Here is an 18,001-nt window from a genome sequence, read left to right on the forward strand (position 1 = left end):
CAACCTAAGTTACGTGGATAATTAGTCTTTCGATGACTAATTATCCCATAAGTCACTGAATATTAGTTGAGTGATAGTCTGATGCATGTCACGTTCAACCCAAAGTTATTCACCTAACATGGCGCTACTTTAATTATTCATTCCAATACGATTGTCAATATAAATACGTATTCTTATTCTATTAAAAGGATCACACCGATGAGTAGCGATATCATTAAAATTTCAAGAAATACTGAAAATGCTCCGCTAAACAATGTATCTACACAAACAGTTGCTTTTTCTCATTATAATAACTTTTCTGCTCAATTACCTATTGACCCTAAAACAGGTGAAATAGTCATCGGTGATATTAAAGATCAAGCAACGCAATGTTTGAATAATATTAAAGCGATTGTTGAAAGCATCGACCATGTAATGGATGATGTGGTGAAAATTAATATCTTCGTTAAGAACATTTCCGATATGGAAGCTATCGATGAAGTTTATAAGGGCTTCTTTAGTAATAGCCTTCCGACACGCACTGTGGTTGGTGTTGCCGCTCTACCAATGAGCGATGCGCTAGTTCAAATGGACGCTCTTATCTCAAATGGTGAAGGTACAACACCACAGGCACCATGTGCGTTAGTTAAGGTATCAAGAAACACGGATAAAGCCCCTCAGAGTGTTTTATCGACTCAGACTGCGGCTTTTTCTCACTACAATAATCTTTCGGCTCAATTACCGATTGATGTGAATACTGGTGAGTTGGTTTCAGGTGGAATCACAGAGCAAACAACTCAATGTTTAGCAAACATTAAAATGATTCTAGAAAGCATTGGCCATGTTATGAATGATGTGGTGAAAACCACGATTTACCTAAATGATATCGAAGATGCAGAAAAGGTAAACGAAGCTTGTGCCAAGTTCTTCCCAAGTTATGTTCCGGCGCGAACGGTTGTACAGGCATCTGAATTACCAATGGGCGCTTTAGTACAAATTGATACCTCGGTTTCACATGGCGATGGCACACCGCCACAACTACCAGAGGATACTTGCTTACTGGTTATTGAAGCAAATAACACTGCTGACGCACCATTTATGCCTTATTCACACACCGTTGCTTTCTCTCACTACAATCATATTTCAGGTCAACTTCCTGTAGATCCGAAAACCAATGAAGTGGTTGCTGGTGGTATTAAAGAGCAAGCTGAACAGTGTCTTAAGAATATTAAGGCGATCATTGAAAGTGTTGAACATTGCATAGACGATACGGTGAAAATCAATATTCAACTTAAAGATATTTCAGATATTGACGCGGTGAACGAGGTCTATACGACATTCTTTAAGGCTGACTTACCGGCAAGAACGGTGGTTGGGGTTTCTAAGATTCCTATGAATGCTTTAATTCAAATTGATGCCGTCGTTTCTAACTGCGAAGGTACACCTCCACAAGACATTGTTGCTTAAACATCGTTACATACATCGATAACAGTGTTGAAATTTCGGCTCTAGTTCCTAACTTGGAATTAGAGCTGATTCAGTTTGAAGGCCTGCGATTAAGCGACAGTGTATACCGAATCAATGACTCTAATTCATCACAAGTTGGGCGCGAATGTAAGCGTCACCTCAATACATCACCACGAGCGGTGTAATGCTTCCTATCAGCAATAAAGGTTGTTAAACATGCGGCACTTCATATAGTGCAATCTTGCGCATAATTTTTGATTGACCGAGAAATCTAAATTTTATAAATACCTGTTACTGGGTACTAAGATTCTGGAGGAGGTTCATTTGCTCGATTTGTTAAAGAAAGTGGTGCTTATCAATTTGATGGCTGCAATGGTCGTTTATGTGCTGTCGCAGTTTTTTCCTTTCTTTGCTTCTACTCAACTGGTCGACTTTTTATTTTTTGTCGTTATTGTCATTTGGATTTTGGCAAAACTTCTGTGGGAGGGAGGCGTTCATAGTAAAACAACGCGCTTAGATGATCCTATTACAGACAAAGTCTACAAAATGGTCGACGGGCACGATTTTGCTAAAGACCAACAAGAACACTACCGAATGAATTATCATACGGGCTTAGTGTTATTCATTGCTGGCTTACCGGCGTTTATTGCGTGTTTTGTTCTGCAATTCTTTTAAGTACAGGTAAGAGGCAGTAATGCAAGAATATTTAGAACTGGACGTGATGACATTGGAGTCAATTTCAAAAGAAGCGGGCTTTCCAATCGATAGAGATGTGTATTTAGCATCGCGCACCCAATCGATGGAACAAGGACTGCTTGTCGAATATCGGCGACATAATAAGCTAATTGGCTACACCACGTTAAGTGATTTAGGCGATGGCAAGTGGTTTGTCCCTATGTTTGTGGTGCACCCAGACTACAGAAGTAAAGCCGCTTTTCTTGCTCTATTTCGTGGCATTGTAAACATACTGAAAGATCGTGATTCAAGGGTATTAGTAAGCAATGTTTTACGCTTAAATGAACTGTCGGTGCAGTTTCATAAGCGATTAGGGTTTGAAATAACACGTGAGAATCACTTAGGTTATGAGTTTACTCTAGCGTTGACTCCCGAAGTCAAAAGAAAATGGTCTAATTTCGTCGCTGTTACCTAGGGGCCATAAATAATTGTGGTTCGAGTTTGACCTCAAGTATGTGGTGGTTAATATCACCTTTCTATGAATCGCTTCACTATTAACGCTTCTCATCTATCGAGAGTAATCAACAAGGGCATGTATTATGTACAAAGTCGGAATCGTATTATTTGATGACTTCACCGATGTAGACTTCTTCTTGATGTATGACTTATTAGGAAGAACGACAGACTCTTGGGAGGTTAAGGTTCTTGGAACCAAGCCTGAGCATCGCTCACATTTGGGGATGACGGTGAAAACCGATGGCCATTTGAGTGAGGTTGCGCAGCAAGATGTAGTGCTGATCACAAGTGGTTATCGCGGTATTCCGGCTGCATTGAAAGAGCCGGAGTTCATGAACTCATTACAGCTGGATCCGAGCGAGCAGTTAATCGGGTCGATTTGTGCGGGATCTTTTGTGTTGCACGAACTCGGTTTACTTAAAGGTAAGAGGCTTACAACAAACCCGCATGCAAAACCAACATTAGAAGCAATGGGTGGCAACGTTCAAGATCTGCCTTTAGTCATCGAAGGCAATATTGCTACAGCTGGTGGGTGTCTTTCTCTGGTCTACTTAATCGGCTGGGTGGCAGAGCGGTTATTTGATTCAAACAAACGTAGGGCGATACAAAATCAACTCATCCCCGCAGGGCAGTTAGATCTCTTCGAAGACCTTATCTCTGGAACCATCCAGTCCGCAGAGGCTGACAACTTACACAATAAATCACTAGAAGCTGAGCTGAAAGGCGCAGTGGTTTGAATCATCGTCATGGTATTTTTACAAAAAAGCGTTTAACGAGAGAACGAAAAACAAGTTTATGCAATTTCGAATTATTTTAATGTTGTGCCTAGCTCTAATGGGCTGCGCGTCCAATGAAGCTATACAACCTGACCCAACAAGTATCACGTTGTTTTATGGCGAGACGTCCATCTCCGCAGGCGTATTAGAAGATAAAACATTTAATTCAGTACTCGCCGATAGGGCTGAAAGTGTGACTTTTTCGGGCTTAGTACGAAAGCAAGACTCTGGCTACTTGGTCGATATGCTTGTGATTCGAGAAACGAAAGAGCCACGTTCGACTCGACAATTAAACACGTCAATTCATATGAAAACTGGAGAGTTAGTAGATGTGGGTGGCGTGAACAACGACATTTTTAGGGTGATTTTGGAGTAACTCGTTTAACGGTGTGAATTAACATGATTTTTCGCGTTACCTCAACCTAACTTCAAGTCTTAAGCTTCTCTTACTTATTCAGAAGGAGCTTATTATGCAAAGTAATTACGTTAAGGAACTCTCCGTTAAAACTTACCAAGAAGCGATTGAGAGAGAGGTCGTTAAATCAAAAGTTCGACCATTTCATGCACCGAGTTTTTTCAGTGGTGCTTTGTTATCTATGGCGGTAATGGGATTGCTTTTGGTCACGCCAATACTCTGAGCGATGGTTAACTCCCATCAACCTAGATAGAAACACAGAGAGTTCGAAATCTGAAAAACAGTACTTTAAGGGAGCCTTGTAGAGTTATTTATGGATATATCTATACACTTACTTCAACCAAGTGATGTTGGTCCTCTTTTCGAATTTGAACTCGAAAATAGAGAGTGGTTTAATCAATTTGTTCCTGCTAGGGATGACAGTTTCTATTCTGATTCAGGGGTTGCCGACCAAGTTACGCGCCTCCTCAAGGAATACCAAAATGGTGAGTTGATCCCGATGCTAATTAAGGACGCTAACGGCGTTATTTGTGGAAGAATCAACGTTCGCGATATCAGCAAAAATGGTGAAAGCGGGGAGCTCGGCTATCGGGTTGGTCGAGCTTTTGGTTCTAAAGGTGTCGCCTCTAATGCGGTCAGAAAGCTGCTAACCTACTTGTCTAAGCACTCAACCCTAAAATATATTGATGCTTATGCATTAGTAGGTAATGTCGGTTCAAATAAAGTACTAACAAATACGGGTTTCGAGCTAGTTGAGCGTGTCCAAAATTACGCAGTATTCAAAGGACAACAACAGAATGCCAACTATTACCGCCAGGCAATATCCGTGTAAGTGGGTATTTGATATCTATTATTTTTCCTATAATCAATGAGATAATAGGCTCGGAAAGATGAGCTCACACCATTGTGGTGCGAAACAATACAGAGGTCAGTTTATGAACATTGTGACAGTCTATAGTGGTAATCAGCAGGTATACGCGAATTTATATCAGGGCTACGCGGCTGAGTTTTCAAAGATTATCGGAGACAAACCAGACGAGTATGGCTTGTTTGAGATTTACCCGACGCTTGGTGATGCCGTAACGGGTTATTTACTCTACATTGATGGAGTTCCTGCTGCATTAACCGCCATTGAAACCAAAGCGCCAAACGAGTTTGAGATTTGTGATTTCTATGTGGTGCCTTATTTTCGAAAAAATAAAGTCGGGAAGCAGTTTATCTCTGAACTGTTTGAACACCTAAAAGGCAGTTGGGAGATTAAGCAAGTATTGGGCGCAGATCATGCTGTTAAGTTCTGGAGAGAAGTCGTTAATGACTACACCTCAGGTAAATATGTGGAAGACCAGTACCAAGACGAAAAGTGGGGCTTGGTAACAAGACAATGTTTCAATCATGATGGTATTGAAGAGTAAAACCTAATGATGAGGTAGAGGTTTGGGACATATATCTTGATTCTAACCTATTAACTTTATAAGTATTACAAGGTGTTATGTGAAATATTTAATGGGCGCTATCTTAGGTGTTCTGTCTTTGCCTACGTCGGCGGAATCGATGGTTATTGTTGACTCGGAAAGAGATCGCCATATACCTGTAGAGATTGTTTTACCTCAGGACTCTGAAAGTTGCACAACGACAGAGCAGTGTGACGTGGCTTTTATTAGTGCTGGTAATCGAGTTCCATTCACCAAATATAGTTTTGTTGGAGAAATGCTCAACGATAGGGATTACATGACCATTTATGTCGATCACGAACTACCAAGTGATCCTCCTTTATCGAAGACTGGTGACTTGTATGAGACAAGAATTGAGAATTGGACGCGAGGGGCAAAGACTCTCAATGTCCTCCAACATGAGCTAGCGAGTCGTTTCCCTGCTTATGATTTTGACAAGTTAACCTTAGTCGGGCATTCGAACGGAGGCGACATTTCTACATGGTTGAGTAACGAAAATAAAAGTTATGTTTCTCAGTTAATTACGCTCGACCACAAACGAGTCACTTTACCCAAAAGTGAAAATATCCGAGTGCTTTCCATTCGAGCAACTGAATATCCTACCAAAGAGGGTGTACTACCGACTGAATCAGAGCAAAAGCAATATGGTAGTTGTGTTGTTGAGATTCCAGACTCTAAGCATATGGATTTAAGTGATTATGGCTCTAATCTCGCGAAGCAAAGTACGAATGACATTATTGTTGGCTTTTTGGATGGATTAGAGTGCGAAGAGTTGAGAGTAAAAATTGAGTAGAAACATCTAATTCATTAGGGCTTGATATCTGTATTCGGAATAGACGACCGACTTAATCGATTATCGACTTATATATAAGAAGCTGGCAGCGTCCTTCTAGCCAGCTTCGAGTCTTTTTATTTCAAGGTTTAAGGTTACTTCTAGTTACGGCCACTTATAGATTTACGGTTACTTCTGAGGTTTGTTACGTTCGATTACGCTAATCGCGATAGCCAAAAACAGGACATCTTTCACTAGGAAGAAGTTAGTGACTAAGATGCCATCCGATACTTTCCAAGCATTTGGCGTTGTAATCAGGAAGCTAAGTGTCACAACAAAGATAGCCGTCGCAGCAATGCCAGAATAAAATGCGACTTGCGGTTTCTTAAATCCAATCATCAGTCCGATCGCGACAATGATTTCAGCACCACCAACCATATTAGACACGGCTTGGACTGAGAATAAATTGTAAAGCCAGTTCATTGCTGGGTGGTTTGCAATTAAAGGCTCAATCAACATCGCCTCGGTAGGCGTAAACTTATAAATTCCAATCCAAGCTAACACCAACGCGACACCTATCACGCCAAGGTTGTATCCGAAGTTGCTTTGTTTTAAATCATAGGTTTGAACATGCATAAAAGTACTCCATTAATAAGTTCTACACATGACCGCACTAGTGCAAAATTAATTTCACTGTGAGAGTATTACTTCTGTTTATGAATCATTACACTTGGCACTTTAATGTTATATGTATCAATGGTTTATTTGAAGAAAATGAAATGATAGTTTTTATTAAGAGCTTAATACGACGGTACAAGGAGATAAGTTATCAAAGCACTTATATATGATGTATTTAGTGGAGAGTCGGCGAAAGGGAACCCTTGTGGGGTTGTTGAATTAGAGCAATGGTTAGCAGATTCAGAGCTACTAGAAATAACACATCAACTAGCCCAGCCTATTACTGCTTTTGTGAAGAAATCGGGAAGTCAGTTCGACATCCGTTGGTTTGGATTAGATGGTGAGATAAACCTGTGTGGTCATGGTAGTTTGGGTGCTGGTACTGATTTGATCGAGCGGTATAAGTTTGAAGAGGTTACTTTAAACAGTGATTATGGACAGGTCGTGATTTCTAGAAAAGACGGCTTATCTCGATTGGAACTGCCAAGCTGGAATGGTAAATCTTATGTTGAGTGGAGCGATGCTCCAATTGATCTGTCGGATTTGAATCAGCCCGTTGTCGATGTATTCTCGACAAGAGATTTAGTGTTAGTGTTGGATTCAGAGGAAGCAGTAAGGAATTTTACTCCTGACTTTGAACAGTATAAAAAAATCAATGAGCTGCATGCTGTGATGGTGACCGCCCAAAGCTCGGATGACGGTTATGTACTTCGTTATTTTGCACCGAAGATCGGCATTTCAGAGGATTTAGCAACCGGATCTGCGCAATGTTCACTGGCTCCATATTGGTTCGATAAGTTAGGAAAAGACAAACTCTCAGTTCGTCAGCTTTCGAGTGCTGGTGGTTATTTTGAAGTCGAGAAGGGAGTCAACTCTTCGATTGTCGTCTCCGCGAGAGTTGAATGCCGTCAGTGAAAGTGTGTTGAACCTAAGACCGATAGCACGATCTAGTTTTTGTTTTCAATATTAGGGATTTGGATTAGATTACCCTGATGTAGATCCTAACAATAAGAAGAGAATAGCAAGTGAAGATTCATAGAATTAACCCGACCAAGCGTTGGTCTGATGTGACTGTTTTTAATGGTATTGCAAGCTTTGTTGAAGTTGCTGAGTCAGACACATCTGCGGGCATTAAGAGTCAGGTTCAACAAATCTTTGAGCAAGCTGAAGAGATGATGAGCCTGGTAGATAGCGATAAATCTCGCGTATTGTCGGTCACTATTTACCTAACGGATTTTGCTAACTTTGATGCACTCAATGAAGTGTGGGAAGCATGGTTTCCTGAAGGGTGTGCGCCTAGCCGCGCATGTGTGAAAGCTGAACTGGCAAATCCTGAACTGTTGGTTGAAATGTCATTCATGGTTGCCGCTGGGGAAAAGTTTCAATAAGCCGAACTATCGGTAGAAATAAGCTTCGCCGATACAAGTACCGAGCAGATAAAACAAAGCCACTCAGGTGATTCACTTGAGTGGCTTTTTTGTTCGAAACACTAAACCGAGGTTAGTTGGCTTTGGTATTAAGCGATGCCTTGCTCTTTTGCCATCTGTGTCGCGATCTTAGGAGCATGCCATAAACATGGTAGTAAGATGAATGACACAGGAACGGCAGTAATCACTATGAACGACTGCAACGCAGAAATACCGCCAGAGCCCATTGAGATAAGCGCAATGGCTACAGCACCCATGATGATGCCCCAGAAGGTGCGAACTGCTGCGTTTGGCTCTGTGGTGCCTGTCATAACTACACTGATGGTGTAGGTCATTGAGTCACCCGTTGTTACGATGAACGTGGTGGTCAGGATGAGGAACAGAATTGCAATCAGAGTTGGGAACGGCAGTTGCGCAGTAATAGCAAGTAATACCGCAGGAAGGTTGAAGCCTTCGAACGCACTAGAAATTACGCCAGGGTTTTCTAACTCAAACGCTAAACCGCTACCACCAACGATGCTGAACCAGAAACAGGTTACTAGCGGAGCAACGATACTGATAGACACGATCATTTGGCGAATTGTTCGGCCACGTGAGATGCGAGCAATAAAGATTGCCATCATTGGGCCATAACCTAAGAACCAACCCCAGAAGAATACCGTCCAACCACCTAGCCACGCTGTATCTTGTCGGTAAAGCGCCATTGGGATGAAGTTATCGATCATTTCACCCATGCCTTGCAAGTAGCCATCAACGATGAAGCTTGTTGGACCCACAAGAAGGATGTAGCCGATCAGGCATACAGACAAGATGATGTTGTAACGGCTAACCAGTTGAATGCCTTTGTTCACGCCGCTCAATGCAGATAGGGTGTACATGGCGATGGCGAATAGAATAACGATGCTCTGCGTGGCAAAGCTATCTGAGATGCCAAACAGTTCACTCAACGCATAACTGATTTGAAGACCTAAGAAACCAATTGGGCCGATAGTGCCTGCTGCAACAGCAACAATACTACAAGCGTCGACTACGTTACCAATCCAGCTATTGATCGCTTTGTCGCCCAGTAGCGGGTAAAGCAGAGTACGAGGTTTAAGAGGGAGCCCTTTGTCGTAGTGTAGGTGCATCAGTACGATAGAGGATAAGCCACCTAAGATTGCCCAAGCAAGAAAGCCCCAGTGCATGAAAGACTGAGATAGGGCGTTGAATGCCATTGCTTGAGGATCAGCGTTGCCGTATAGAGGCGGAGCAGAAACGAAGTGAGCAATAGGTTCTGCTGCTGCCCAAAATACACCACCGCCTGCGAGCAGCGTACATAGGACAATCGACATCCATTTGAAGGTAGTCATTTCTGGAAGGGCAAGTTTACCCAAACGAACGTGACCTGTGCGTCCTAGTGCAAGCACTAAGCCGATGATGAAGTTGAGTAGTAAGAGAACCTGCCAAAAAGCACCGAACCATTTAGTTGAGTAACTAAAGCCGATGTTTACAAGTTCTGACAACACCGAGGTGTTGGTGAAGGCAAGAATGACAAAGAGAGTTAAAAAGCTCCCACTTAGCCAAAATACTGGATTTCCAAGCTCCAGTTTTTCACCCAAAGATTGGGCTTTAGTGAAGTTAATAGAAGTAGATTCTGCGTTGATGTTTTCGTTGGCGACTTGCGTCAAGTTGGACATTATTTCTTCGCTATATTTGGCTCTTTCGAGCCTATGTATTTCTCCCACACTTGCATTGGAAATGTGAGGTTCGTCAAAAAAAGCCGCGATACTATCACAATTGTTAAGAAAAAGTGGGCAAATTTAGAAAAGAAATCAGTTCTACGGCGAAATCACTCCCTTTTGGTTAGTTTTAAAACGAAATTTCAGAACGAATAAATAAAGTAGATATGAATAGAGTTTTGTAATTAAGGATGCGAATTAGGCGATATTTTTTAGCGTACCGAAATAAATTTAATATTAGTTGTTCGTGCAAAATAAGTGTCGACTCATTGCATGCTATAAACAAATTATTGCGAGTCATTTTATAAATATCGAATATTTTAGGTGTTAAATTGGCACTGTTACCTACAGTTGTTTTGCGAAGAAATTTAAGTGATGAGATATATGACACTTAAATTAAGCATCTTGAAACAATAACTTAAGGGACAGCTAACATGCACCTAAACCAAGGAAGAGTGGCCAAGAAGGTTTTTACACTCAGTACTCTCACCGCGTCATGCTTAATGGCGTTCAACAGCTACGCGGCTGTTGATTGTTCAACGTTAGAAGCGTGGGATTCCGCCACGGTGTACACCGGTGGTGATCAGGTTTCACATGACGGCAGCGCGTACTCAGCGAATTACTGGAATCAAAATAACAACCCAAGCCAATTCGAGGGTGACTATGCACAATGGAAAAAGATTGATGTGTGTAGTGGTGGTGGAGGCGGTGGCACGCCAAATGAAGCCCCAACCGCTTCGTTAACAGCACCTAACGCGTCAGATGTAATCGTTGAGGGCGATAATGTCGTCTTAAGTGCAACAGTACTCGATACTGATGGCAGTGTTGCTTCAGTAGAGTTCTTTGTCGATGGAACTTCAGTTGCTGTAGCTACTGCGGCACCATTTGAAGCGGCTTGGGTTGCAACATCGGGTAACCATCAGGTTTCTGTTGTTGCAACAGATAATGAAGGCGCGGCAAGTGTCGCAAGTGCAGTATCCATTTCTGTTGATTCACTACAACCCGGTAATGAAGCGCCAACTGTATCAGTTTCACTTTCAGCGGCTTCTGTTGATGTAGGTGGCGTGGTAACACTCACAGCAACGGCTGCAGACAGTGATGGTACGGTTGATAAAGTTGATTTTTATGTAGCAGGTTCTTTAGTTGGTACAGCGGCTACAAGCCCATACACGCTAGACTACACAACCACTCAAGCAGGTACTTTGTCTGTCTACGCCAAAGCGACCGACGATCAAGGCGCAACAACGGATTCAGCCTTCGCTTCTTTGACGGTGAATGGTGCTCCAACGGTGAGTACATGTCGTCCTGATGGCTTGTATCAAACGCAAGGTGTCGATGTTCCTTACTGTACGATTTACGATGATGAAGGCCGTGAGAAAATGGGCGCGGATCACCCTCGTCGTGTGATTGGTTACTTCACGAGCTGGCGTGCAGGGGACGACCCTCAAGCGGCTTACTTAGTAAATGATATTCCTTGGGAGCAACTCACACACATTAACTATGCGTTCGTGAGCATCGGTTCAGATGGTAAAGTGAATGTTGGTGACGTAAACGATCCGAATAATGCTGCTGTCGGTAAAGAGTGGCCGGGAGTAGAGGTTGATCCTGCATTAGGCTTTAAAGGTCACTTCGGTGCGCTCGCAACAGCCAAGAAAAAACATGGTGTTAAAACGCTAATCTCAATTGGTGGTTGGGCTGAAACGGGCGGTCACTTCGCGACCGACGGAAGCCGAGTTGCTGATGGTGGCTTCTATACTATGACGACCAATGCTGATGGATCTATCAACCACCAAGGCATTGAAACATTCGCGACTTCAGCGGTTGAAATGTTACGTAAATATCAATTCGATGGCCTAGATATTGATTATGAGTACCCAACGTCTATGGCTGGTGCGGGTAACCCATACGACAAAGACTTCATGGAACCGCGTCGTGAGTACCTATGGGCTTCCTACCAAGTGCTGATGAAAGTATTGCGTGAGAAGCTTGATGTGGCGTCTGCTGAAGATGGCAATCACTACATGTTAACTATCGCGGCACCTTCTTCTGGTTACCTGTTACGCGGTATGGAAACATTCGATGTCACTCAATATCTTGATTACGTGAACATCATGTCTTACGACCTTCACGGCGCTTGGAACGACCACGTTGGCCATAACGCAGCCTTGTTTGATACAGGTAAAGATTCAGAACTAGCGCAGTGGAATGTATACGACACAGCGGCTTATGGTGGTATCGGTTACCTGAACACGGATTGGGCTTACCATTACTTCCGCGGTTCAATGCCAGCAGGTCGTATTAACATCGGTGTTCCATATTACACGCGTGGTTGGCAGGGCGTAACAGGTGGTGAAAATGGTCTTTGGGGCCGAGCTGCATTGCCTAACCAATCTGAATGTGCCGCTGGTACTGGTGAAGGTGAGAAGAACAACTGTGGTCACGGTGCGATTGGTATCGATAACATGTGGCATGATACCGACCCTAAAGGAAACGAAATGGGCGCAGGTTCGAACCCAATGTGGCATGCGAAGAACCTAGAGAAAGGTATTTGGGGTTCTTATGCGGACGCCTACAAGCTAGATCCTGTAAACGATCCAACGGATGTTCTAAGAGGCACTTACACGCGTAACTACGACAGCGTGGCGGTTGCACCTTGGCTATGGAATGCTGAAAAAGGCGTGTTCCTTTCTACGGAAGATAAAGAGTCTATCAACGTGAAAGCGGACTACGTTATCGACAAAGAAATCGGCGGCATCATGTTCTGGGAACTGGCTGGCGACTACAACTGTTATGTACTTGATGCAAGTGGCAACCGAACAACGGTTGATACCACAGAGCAAGCGTGTAACAGCGGTAACGGTGAGTTCCACATGGGTAACACAATGACTAAAGCTATCTACGATAAGTTTAAGTCGGCAACGCCATATGGAAACAAAGTCGCGACTGGTGCAATTCCTACCGAAGCACTAGACATTGCAGTATCGGTTGGTGGCTTCAAAGTCGGTGACCAAAACTACCCAATTAATCCTAAGATCACGTTTACCAATAATACGGGGCAAGCACTGCCTGGCGGTACTGAGTTCCAGTTCGACATTCCAGTATCTGCACCAGACAACGCGAAAGATCAATCTGGTGGTGGTTTGACTGTGATTGCTTCGGGTCATACTCGTGCGGATAACATCGGCGGATTAGACGGTACTATGCACCGTGTGGCCTTCACATTACCTGCATGGAAAGAACTCCCTGCTGGTGGTGTATATGAGCTGGATATGGTGTATTACTTGCCAATTTCAGGCCCTGCAAACTATGCCGTTAACGTAGGTGGTGTCGATTATGCATTCAGCTTTGAGCAACCAGATTTACCTTTAGGTGATATCAGTTCTGGTGGCGGTAACCCTGGCGACGGTGGTACAAACCCTGGTACTTGTGATACTGCAGGCTTAACTGTGTACCCAGATCTGCCTCAGAAAGACTGGGCAGGTAACCCAAGCCATGCAAACACGGGTGACCAAGTGGTTCACAACGGTAGCATTTACCAAGCTAACTGGTGGACAAGTTCTGAACCAGGAAGTGATGGTAGCTGGACCAAAGTGTGTTCGTAACCTCGTATTAGTTAATAGCTGATATCAATAATAGGAGTCATTAAAAGTACATTTTCATAATGATGATGAATGGTAGATGTAAATGATTTTGATTATATTTATCAGTCGTTTAGTGTGACTTTAGATGACAATGCAAACGCCGAACTGAAAACAGTTCGGCGTTTTTGTTATAAGTCACAGATTGCACATTGAAAGGCTCTAAAATATAGACATTCGTTCAGTAAAAACATCAATCATGATATAAAACAGTCTGCTTATTAGAAAAATATGAGTGTTACCTAAAATTAGAGATGATGGGGTAATCTTGAAAGTCAGACGTAAATACATTCTTAGCTTCTCAATTGTGCTAGCCGTTGTTTCTCTGCTCCTTTCTGCAGTTCAATTTAATCGAACCCAAAAATCACTATTGGATTCCAATCAGTTCTTCTTTCGTACTATTGTGAATGCGAGCTATGACATCGTCGACACCACAGTAAACGAAGCGATAAAAACCTATTTAAAAGGTATTACGGACACTGTTGCGTCTCACGTGTGGCATGCGGCCGAAGATCAAGAAATTGAACAGATAAGCGAGATAGCCAGTGAGTTGCACATTGGTCAGTCAGGCTATATCTATTTGACGTCTCCGCAAGGTGTTCATCTATATCACCCTTTTTTGCAAGGAAAAAGGCGAGGACATCTTACCCATATACAAAAACAACTCAATATTGAGTCTGGTATGATCGAATACTTCCACGCCAACCCTCACGAGATAAGTCGACGAGCCAAAGTTGCTTATTCAATAATACTACCAAGTGGCAATACTTTGGTGGCGACGACCTACAAAGAAGAGTTGATGTATTTGGTTGATCTAGATGCATTAAAAGACAAACTAAGAAAGTACTCTTATGGCGATAGCGGTTATGTATACATCGTCGATTTACAAGGTGAACTAGTTCTGCAACCTAGCGTTGAACATGAGCATTTAAAGGCCTTAATTGACGACTCTTCAGAGTTACTTATCAATAAAGTGGGCACTGAACCCGAAGGGCATTTTAGCTACTCGATTTCTGATTCGAATGGAACAACGAGCAAAAACGTATTTTATAAGTTCTACCCATATTTGAATTGGGTGATTTCAGCTGGGGTTTTAGAACAAGAGCTGAACAAGAACCATAATTTGTTGCTGTTGAGCTTGGTGACGCTGGTTGTTAGTTTGCTCAGCATTATTGTTGTTTTGGTACTTTACTTACGCCATCGCCACTTAATGGTACTGGATGTTGCGAGCCTCGATTATCTCACTGGTCTTTATAGCCGCCGAAGTTTCATTGAGCAGGTAAAGCTTAAAATATCTGATAACTCGCCATACCCCTTACAAGGTGTTGGTGTCATTTTGTTGGATATAGACCATTTCAAGCGAGTGAATGACCAATACGGGCATGCAGAGGGCGATAGGGTAATCTGTGCAGTAGCAGATACGTTGAAGCATTTGTCTAGCAAAGACAGATTGATTGCGCGTTATGGTGGGGAAGAGTTTATTTTGGTGACCTTTGATTGCGATGAGCGACAGTTGTTCGAACTGTCAGAAACTTTGAGGAAGAGGATTGAGCAAGTTCAGGGAGTCGTTTCACCTGTGACGGTTAGCGCTGGTTGTTGTTATGCTCAAGTGTTATTCCAGATAGAAGGGACAATCGAAAAAGCCGATCAAGCGTTATACAAAGCCAAAGCGAGTGGGCGTAACAATACCCAAATCTATAAAGAGAACGAATATCGAATTGCTTACCTGTGAGATCACTCGTCATATTGAGTCTAAAAACATCTATTTAGAACAACACGAATAAAAAAGCCCAAATAGATCGCTCTATTTGGGCTTTTTCAGAATAGTTTGAAATCGCTAGTCGCTAAATTAAGCTTTTGCTTCTTTCATCGCTTCCGTTTTTTTTTCCTTTTGCATTTTTGCAAGGAAGTAGATGTTTACGCATGCGATGAAGCCGTTGGTTGCAACCACTGGCCAAGCGTCAATCATAACGCCGTATGCTGTGAAGAGTGCACAGCCAATAAAGTTAAGGACACGCAGGCGAACGATATCTTTCATTGTTAATGAAATTGCGACCATAATAGACGCAGCGTAACCTAAAATCTCAACCATATTGAATTCCATTGTTTGACCCTCTTAAATTTGCCGATACTTTGTCGGTACCAATTCTTCTCTTCATGAGATGATTGAGGAAGCTCCGTGCCTCGAATGGTCTGGTTATGTTTTACGGGGTAGACTATACCAACTCCGTTTTTGTGATTAAACCCCCAAAATAGGTAGAAGTGAAGGTTAGCGATTACGCAAACGTTTAATGCACTTTCTACTAACATAATTACCATTTATGTTGGTGGTTAAATTGATAGTTATTGGTATATAGGTAAAGGCTCTAACCATGATAAAACGATCCATTTGTGCAACAAAAAGCATAAAGACCGCTGTGCTTGTGACCTTGATGAGCATTGTGCTGACAGCTTGTACTACCCAAGAACAGCCGCCCGTCCATGATTATGGTGTCGTGATCAGCGGCGACTTTGAGTTCATGAAAAATGGCGTATCAACTTATTCATGGCACCCACAATCGGAACAGGTATTCCTCTCTAAGAAGTACAATGAAACTGTGGTTACCGATATGGTGCGTGACGCAATTGAAGCGCAGCTAACGGAAAAAGGGTATCGCTTGGAGTCGGGTGGTGGCATCGGTGATGTGGTAGTTGGATTTGGACTGGCAGAAGAGTCAGAGCTGAATGACAATTCAATTTTCGAGGCGGTACAGCTTTCTACGGGCGTTCCTTTCTATGATGGCAAAGGAAAACTCACTGAAAAAGGTTCATTATACATTGTATTTTCGCTACCAAATTCTCAGATAATCCAATGGCAAGCGTTAGCTCAATCGGGGATTAAGCCTGACCTAGAAGCAAGCGAGAGCAAACAGCGCATTTCTGGCTTTGTTGAGATGCTATTTAGACGGATGCCAAAGATAAATTAAGAATGTTTGAACAAGAGAGTATTTTCCTGGTCAATATTAACAGTTGAAAAAATAGACAAATCGCAGAATATACTTTTTTATTTGTAACTAAAGGTACATTTGCGTAAAGCTACGTAAAGTTCGCGCTTCTTTTGCTGGCATTTGTCTATACTGGTCAAAACGTTAACTTAGGTTTAATTCAATGAAACTGTTCTCAAAATACTCTCTTCCTCTATTAAGTATATTCATTGTAAGTAACGCAGCGATGGTTAGCACAGCAGCTATCGCCGCACCTTCTATCGTACCGGCTCCGCCTAGTTTAGGCGCCAAAGGTTATGTGTTAATCGACTTTAATTCTGGTGATGTGCTCGTCGAAAAAAATGCACATACCAAGCTAAACCCTGCAAGTTTAACCAAACTGATGACCAGCTATGTGGCGGGTCAAGAGATGAAGCGAGGTAACATTTCTGCAGATGACAAAGTAAGAATCAGTGAAAACGCTTGGGCGAAGAATTTCCCAGACTCCTCAAAAATGTTCATAGAAGTAAATACCGATGTGGCGATGATGGATCTATACCGCGGTTTGATTATTCAATCGGGTAACGATGCCAGTGTTGCTATAGCAGAACACGTCGCGGGCTCTCAGGATGCCTTTGTTGATTTGATGAACTCTTGGGCGACTTCTCTGAAATTGGAAAATACCCATTTCGCCAATGCACACGGTTTAGATGCGGAAGGCTTGTATTCAACACCTTACGATATCGCGCTGCTTGGTCGAGCGATCATTAAAGATCTTCCAGATGTCTATGGCTTATACAGCGAACGTTCTTTCAGTTACAACGGCATCACTCAACACAACCGTAATGGCTTGCTTCGTGATAGAAGCTTGACGGTTGATGGTATGAAAACGGGTTACACCTCTGGTGCAGGCTACAGCTTAGCGAGCTCGGCAACACAAGGTGAAATGAGGCTTATTGCAGTAGTGATGGGTGCATCGAGTGTTAAAAGCCGTGAGTCAGACAGCAAGCAGCTTTTAAGTTACGGTTTCCGATTCTTTGATACGCTTAATGTCCACCAAGGTGGCGACCAAGTGGCTGAGGAGAAGGTTTGGTTCGGTAGTCAAGACACGCTTAAGCTTGGGGTTGCAGAGGACACGTTTATCACGCTACCTAAATCAGACAGCAAAAAGCTAACCGCATCTATCGAGCTTAACTCTGAACTGAAAGCGCCGATTGCAGAAGGTCAAACTCTAGGTGTGGTTCATTACACTGTTGATGGTGAAGATGTTCAAACTCAGCCTTTGATCGCACTTGAATCGGTTGAGCAGGGTGGCTTGTTCAAACGTTTGATGGACTACATTAAATTGTTCTTCTCAAGTCTGTTCTAAACGAACTGGCACCAGAGAGAAAAGTAAAACGACTGGGCGCTGTGATTTGATCACAGCGCCTTTTGTTGTTTTAGAACGGGACAAAGCGAGGTGAATAACGTTCTTTATTAGCAGTCGCTGATGGTTTCGATTACTATACGCAAAATTTAGCAGTGTA

Annotated in this window: 18 protein-coding genes and 1 pseudogene; 16 read left to right on the forward strand and 3 right to left on the reverse strand. The window is 42.8% G+C overall.

What is annotated here, in order from left to right:
- Window positions 1-198: 198 nt before the first annotated feature.
- The 10 genes and pseudogenes from F0232_RS02125 to F0232_RS02165 all read left to right on the forward strand — a co-directional run bounded on the left by F0232_RS02125 (window position 199) and on the right by F0232_RS02165 (window position 6,072).
- A complete protein-coding gene (locus F0232_RS02125) occupies window positions 199-1,446 on the forward strand; it encodes a RidA family protein (protein ID WP_105058286.1) in 1,248 nt (415 codons plus the stop codon).
- A 62-nt stretch (window positions 1,447-1,508) separates the two neighbouring features.
- Window positions 1,509-1,631: pseudogene (locus F0232_RS25235) on the forward strand (AraC family transcriptional regulator); the annotation flags it as partial.
- Window positions 1,632-1,770: 139 nt separating this feature from the next.
- Window positions 1,771-2,121 (forward strand): hypothetical protein, encoded by a 351-nt coding sequence (locus tag F0232_RS02130; RefSeq protein WP_105058285.1) that lies wholly within the window; start codon window positions 1,771-1,773, stop codon window positions 2,119-2,121.
- A gap of 19 nt (window positions 2,122-2,140) precedes the next feature.
- On the forward strand, window positions 2,141-2,596 hold the full coding sequence (locus F0232_RS02135) for a GNAT family N-acetyltransferase (RefSeq protein WP_105058284.1): 456 nt from the start codon (window positions 2,141-2,143) through the stop codon (window positions 2,594-2,596).
- Window positions 2,597-2,720: 124 nt separating this feature from the next.
- Window positions 2,721-3,374, forward strand: a complete 654-nt coding sequence (locus tag F0232_RS02140) for a DJ-1/PfpI family protein (protein WP_105058283.1) — start codon at window positions 2,721-2,723, stop codon at window positions 3,372-3,374.
- Window positions 3,375-3,432: 58 nt separating this feature from the next.
- On the forward strand, window positions 3,433-3,789 hold the full coding sequence (locus F0232_RS02145) for a hypothetical protein (RefSeq protein WP_105058282.1): 357 nt from the start codon (window positions 3,433-3,435) through the stop codon (window positions 3,787-3,789).
- A gap of 94 nt (window positions 3,790-3,883) precedes the next feature.
- Window positions 3,884-4,051 carry a hypothetical protein gene (locus F0232_RS02150; protein ID WP_171750658.1) on the forward strand — a complete coding sequence of 56 codons (168 nt, stop codon included), beginning with the start codon at window positions 3,884-3,886 and terminating at the stop codon, window positions 4,049-4,051.
- A 90-nt stretch (window positions 4,052-4,141) separates the two neighbouring features.
- Window positions 4,142-4,660: a GNAT family N-acetyltransferase gene (locus F0232_RS02155; protein ID WP_105058281.1), complete on the forward strand. Its 519-nt coding sequence runs from the start codon at window positions 4,142-4,144 to the stop codon at window positions 4,658-4,660.
- Between the two features lie 103 nt (window positions 4,661-4,763).
- Entirely contained in the window at window positions 4,764-5,240 is a 477-nt protein-coding gene (locus F0232_RS02160) for a GNAT family N-acetyltransferase (RefSeq protein ID WP_105058845.1), read from the forward strand.
- A 79-nt stretch (window positions 5,241-5,319) separates the two neighbouring features.
- The gene (locus F0232_RS02165; RefSeq protein ID WP_105058280.1) at window positions 5,320-6,072 is read left to right on the forward strand and encodes an alpha/beta hydrolase; all 753 of its coding nucleotides are present in this window, start codon (window positions 5,320-5,322) and stop codon (window positions 6,070-6,072) included.
- Between the two features lie 168 nt (window positions 6,073-6,240).
- Here F0232_RS02165 and F0232_RS02170 read toward each other — a convergent pair whose 3' ends face one another.
- Window positions 6,241-6,687: a DUF417 family protein gene (locus F0232_RS02170; protein ID WP_061030823.1), complete on the reverse strand. Its 447-nt coding sequence runs from the start codon at window positions 6,685-6,687 to the stop codon at window positions 6,241-6,243.
- 204 nt (window positions 6,688-6,891) lie between these two features.
- On the opposite strand from F0232_RS02170, the gene F0232_RS02175 reads away from it, so the two are divergent.
- Window positions 6,892-7,644, forward strand: coding sequence for a PhzF family phenazine biosynthesis protein (locus F0232_RS02175; RefSeq protein ID WP_367613618.1), 753 nt, complete (start codon window positions 6,892-6,894; stop codon window positions 7,642-7,644).
- 110 nt (window positions 7,645-7,754) lie between these two features.
- Window positions 7,755-8,117 carry a RidA family protein gene (locus tag F0232_RS02180; protein WP_004737330.1) on the forward strand — a complete coding sequence of 121 codons (363 nt, stop codon included), beginning with the start codon at window positions 7,755-7,757 and terminating at the stop codon, window positions 8,115-8,117.
- Between the two features lie 128 nt (window positions 8,118-8,245).
- Here F0232_RS02180 and F0232_RS02185 read toward each other — a convergent pair whose 3' ends face one another.
- Window positions 8,246-9,832: a BCCT family transporter gene (locus tag F0232_RS02185; protein ID WP_137408318.1), complete on the reverse strand. Its 1,587-nt coding sequence runs from the start codon at window positions 9,830-9,832 to the stop codon at window positions 8,246-8,248.
- A 476-nt stretch (window positions 9,833-10,308) separates the two neighbouring features.
- Here F0232_RS02185 and F0232_RS02190 point away from each other — a divergent pair, with 476 nt between their 5' ends.
- Together F0232_RS02190 and F0232_RS02195 are read left to right on the forward strand one after the other, a co-directional pair.
- Entirely contained in the window at window positions 10,309-13,476 is a 3,168-nt protein-coding gene (locus F0232_RS02190) for a glycosyl hydrolase family 18 protein (protein ID WP_171750659.1), read from the forward strand.
- A gap of 304 nt (window positions 13,477-13,780) precedes the next feature.
- On the forward strand, window positions 13,781-15,244 hold the full coding sequence (locus F0232_RS02195) for a sensor domain-containing diguanylate cyclase (protein ID WP_171750660.1): 1,464 nt from the start codon (window positions 13,781-13,783) through the stop codon (window positions 15,242-15,244).
- Window positions 15,245-15,361: 117 nt separating this feature from the next.
- Here the strand turns inward: F0232_RS02195 and F0232_RS02200 are convergent, their stop codons facing one another.
- A complete protein-coding gene (locus F0232_RS02200) occupies window positions 15,362-15,616 on the reverse strand; it encodes a YgjV family protein (protein ID WP_029627241.1) in 255 nt (84 codons plus the stop codon).
- Between the two features lie 268 nt (window positions 15,617-15,884).
- Between F0232_RS02200 and F0232_RS02205 the strand changes: the two genes are divergently transcribed.
- A complete protein-coding gene (locus F0232_RS02205; RefSeq protein ID WP_171750661.1) occupies window positions 15,885-16,478 on the forward strand; it encodes a DUF4136 domain-containing protein in 594 nt (197 codons plus the stop codon).
- Between the two features lie 181 nt (window positions 16,479-16,659).
- A complete protein-coding gene (locus F0232_RS02210; protein WP_171750662.1) occupies window positions 16,660-17,844 on the forward strand; it encodes a D-alanyl-D-alanine carboxypeptidase family protein in 1,185 nt (394 codons plus the stop codon).
- Window positions 17,845-18,001: the final 157 nt, after the last annotated feature.

It is taken from the genome of Vibrio sp. T3Y01 (genome assembly GCF_013114525.1).
Classification (GTDB): Bacteria; Pseudomonadota; Gammaproteobacteria; order Enterobacterales; family Vibrionaceae; genus Vibrio; species Vibrio chagasii_B.

Bases quoted from the DNA above. Each gene is read 5' to 3' on its own strand.
- F0232_RS02125 (WP_105058286.1), top strand. From the start codon at position 199: ATGAGTAGCGATATCATTAAAATTTCAAGAAATACTGAAAATGCTCCG.
- F0232_RS02135 (WP_105058284.1), top strand. From the start codon at position 2,141: ATGCAAGAATATTTAGAACTGGACGTGATGACATTGGAGTCAATTTCA.
- F0232_RS02140 (WP_105058283.1), top strand. From the start codon at position 2,721: ATGTACAAAGTCGGAATCGTATTATTTGATGACTTCACCGATGTAGAC.
- F0232_RS02145 (WP_105058282.1), top strand. From the start codon at position 3,433: ATGCAATTTCGAATTATTTTAATGTTGTGCCTAGCTCTAATGGGCTGC.
- F0232_RS02150 (WP_171750658.1), top strand. From the start codon at position 3,884: ATGCAAAGTAATTACGTTAAGGAACTCTCCGTTAAAACTTACCAAGAA.
- F0232_RS02155 (WP_105058281.1), top strand. From the start codon at position 4,142: ATGGATATATCTATACACTTACTTCAACCAAGTGATGTTGGTCCTCTT.
- F0232_RS02160 (WP_105058845.1), top strand. From the start codon at position 4,764: ATGAACATTGTGACAGTCTATAGTGGTAATCAGCAGGTATACGCGAAT.
- F0232_RS02170 (WP_061030823.1), bottom strand. From the start codon at position 6,687: ATGCATGTTCAAACCTATGATTTAAAACAAAGCAACTTCGGATACAAC.
- F0232_RS02185 (WP_137408318.1), bottom strand. From the start codon at position 9,832: ATGTCCAACTTGACGCAAGTCGCCAACGAAAACATCAACGCAGAATCT.
- F0232_RS02190 (WP_171750659.1), top strand. From the start codon at position 10,309: ATGCACCTAAACCAAGGAAGAGTGGCCAAGAAGGTTTTTACACTCAGT.
- F0232_RS02200 (WP_029627241.1), bottom strand. From the start codon at position 15,616: ATGGAATTCAATATGGTTGAGATTTTAGGTTACGCTGCGTCTATTATG.
- F0232_RS02205 (WP_171750661.1), top strand. From the start codon at position 15,885: ATGATAAAACGATCCATTTGTGCAACAAAAAGCATAAAGACCGCTGTG.
- F0232_RS02210 (WP_171750662.1), top strand. From the start codon at position 16,660: ATGAAACTGTTCTCAAAATACTCTCTTCCTCTATTAAGTATATTCATT.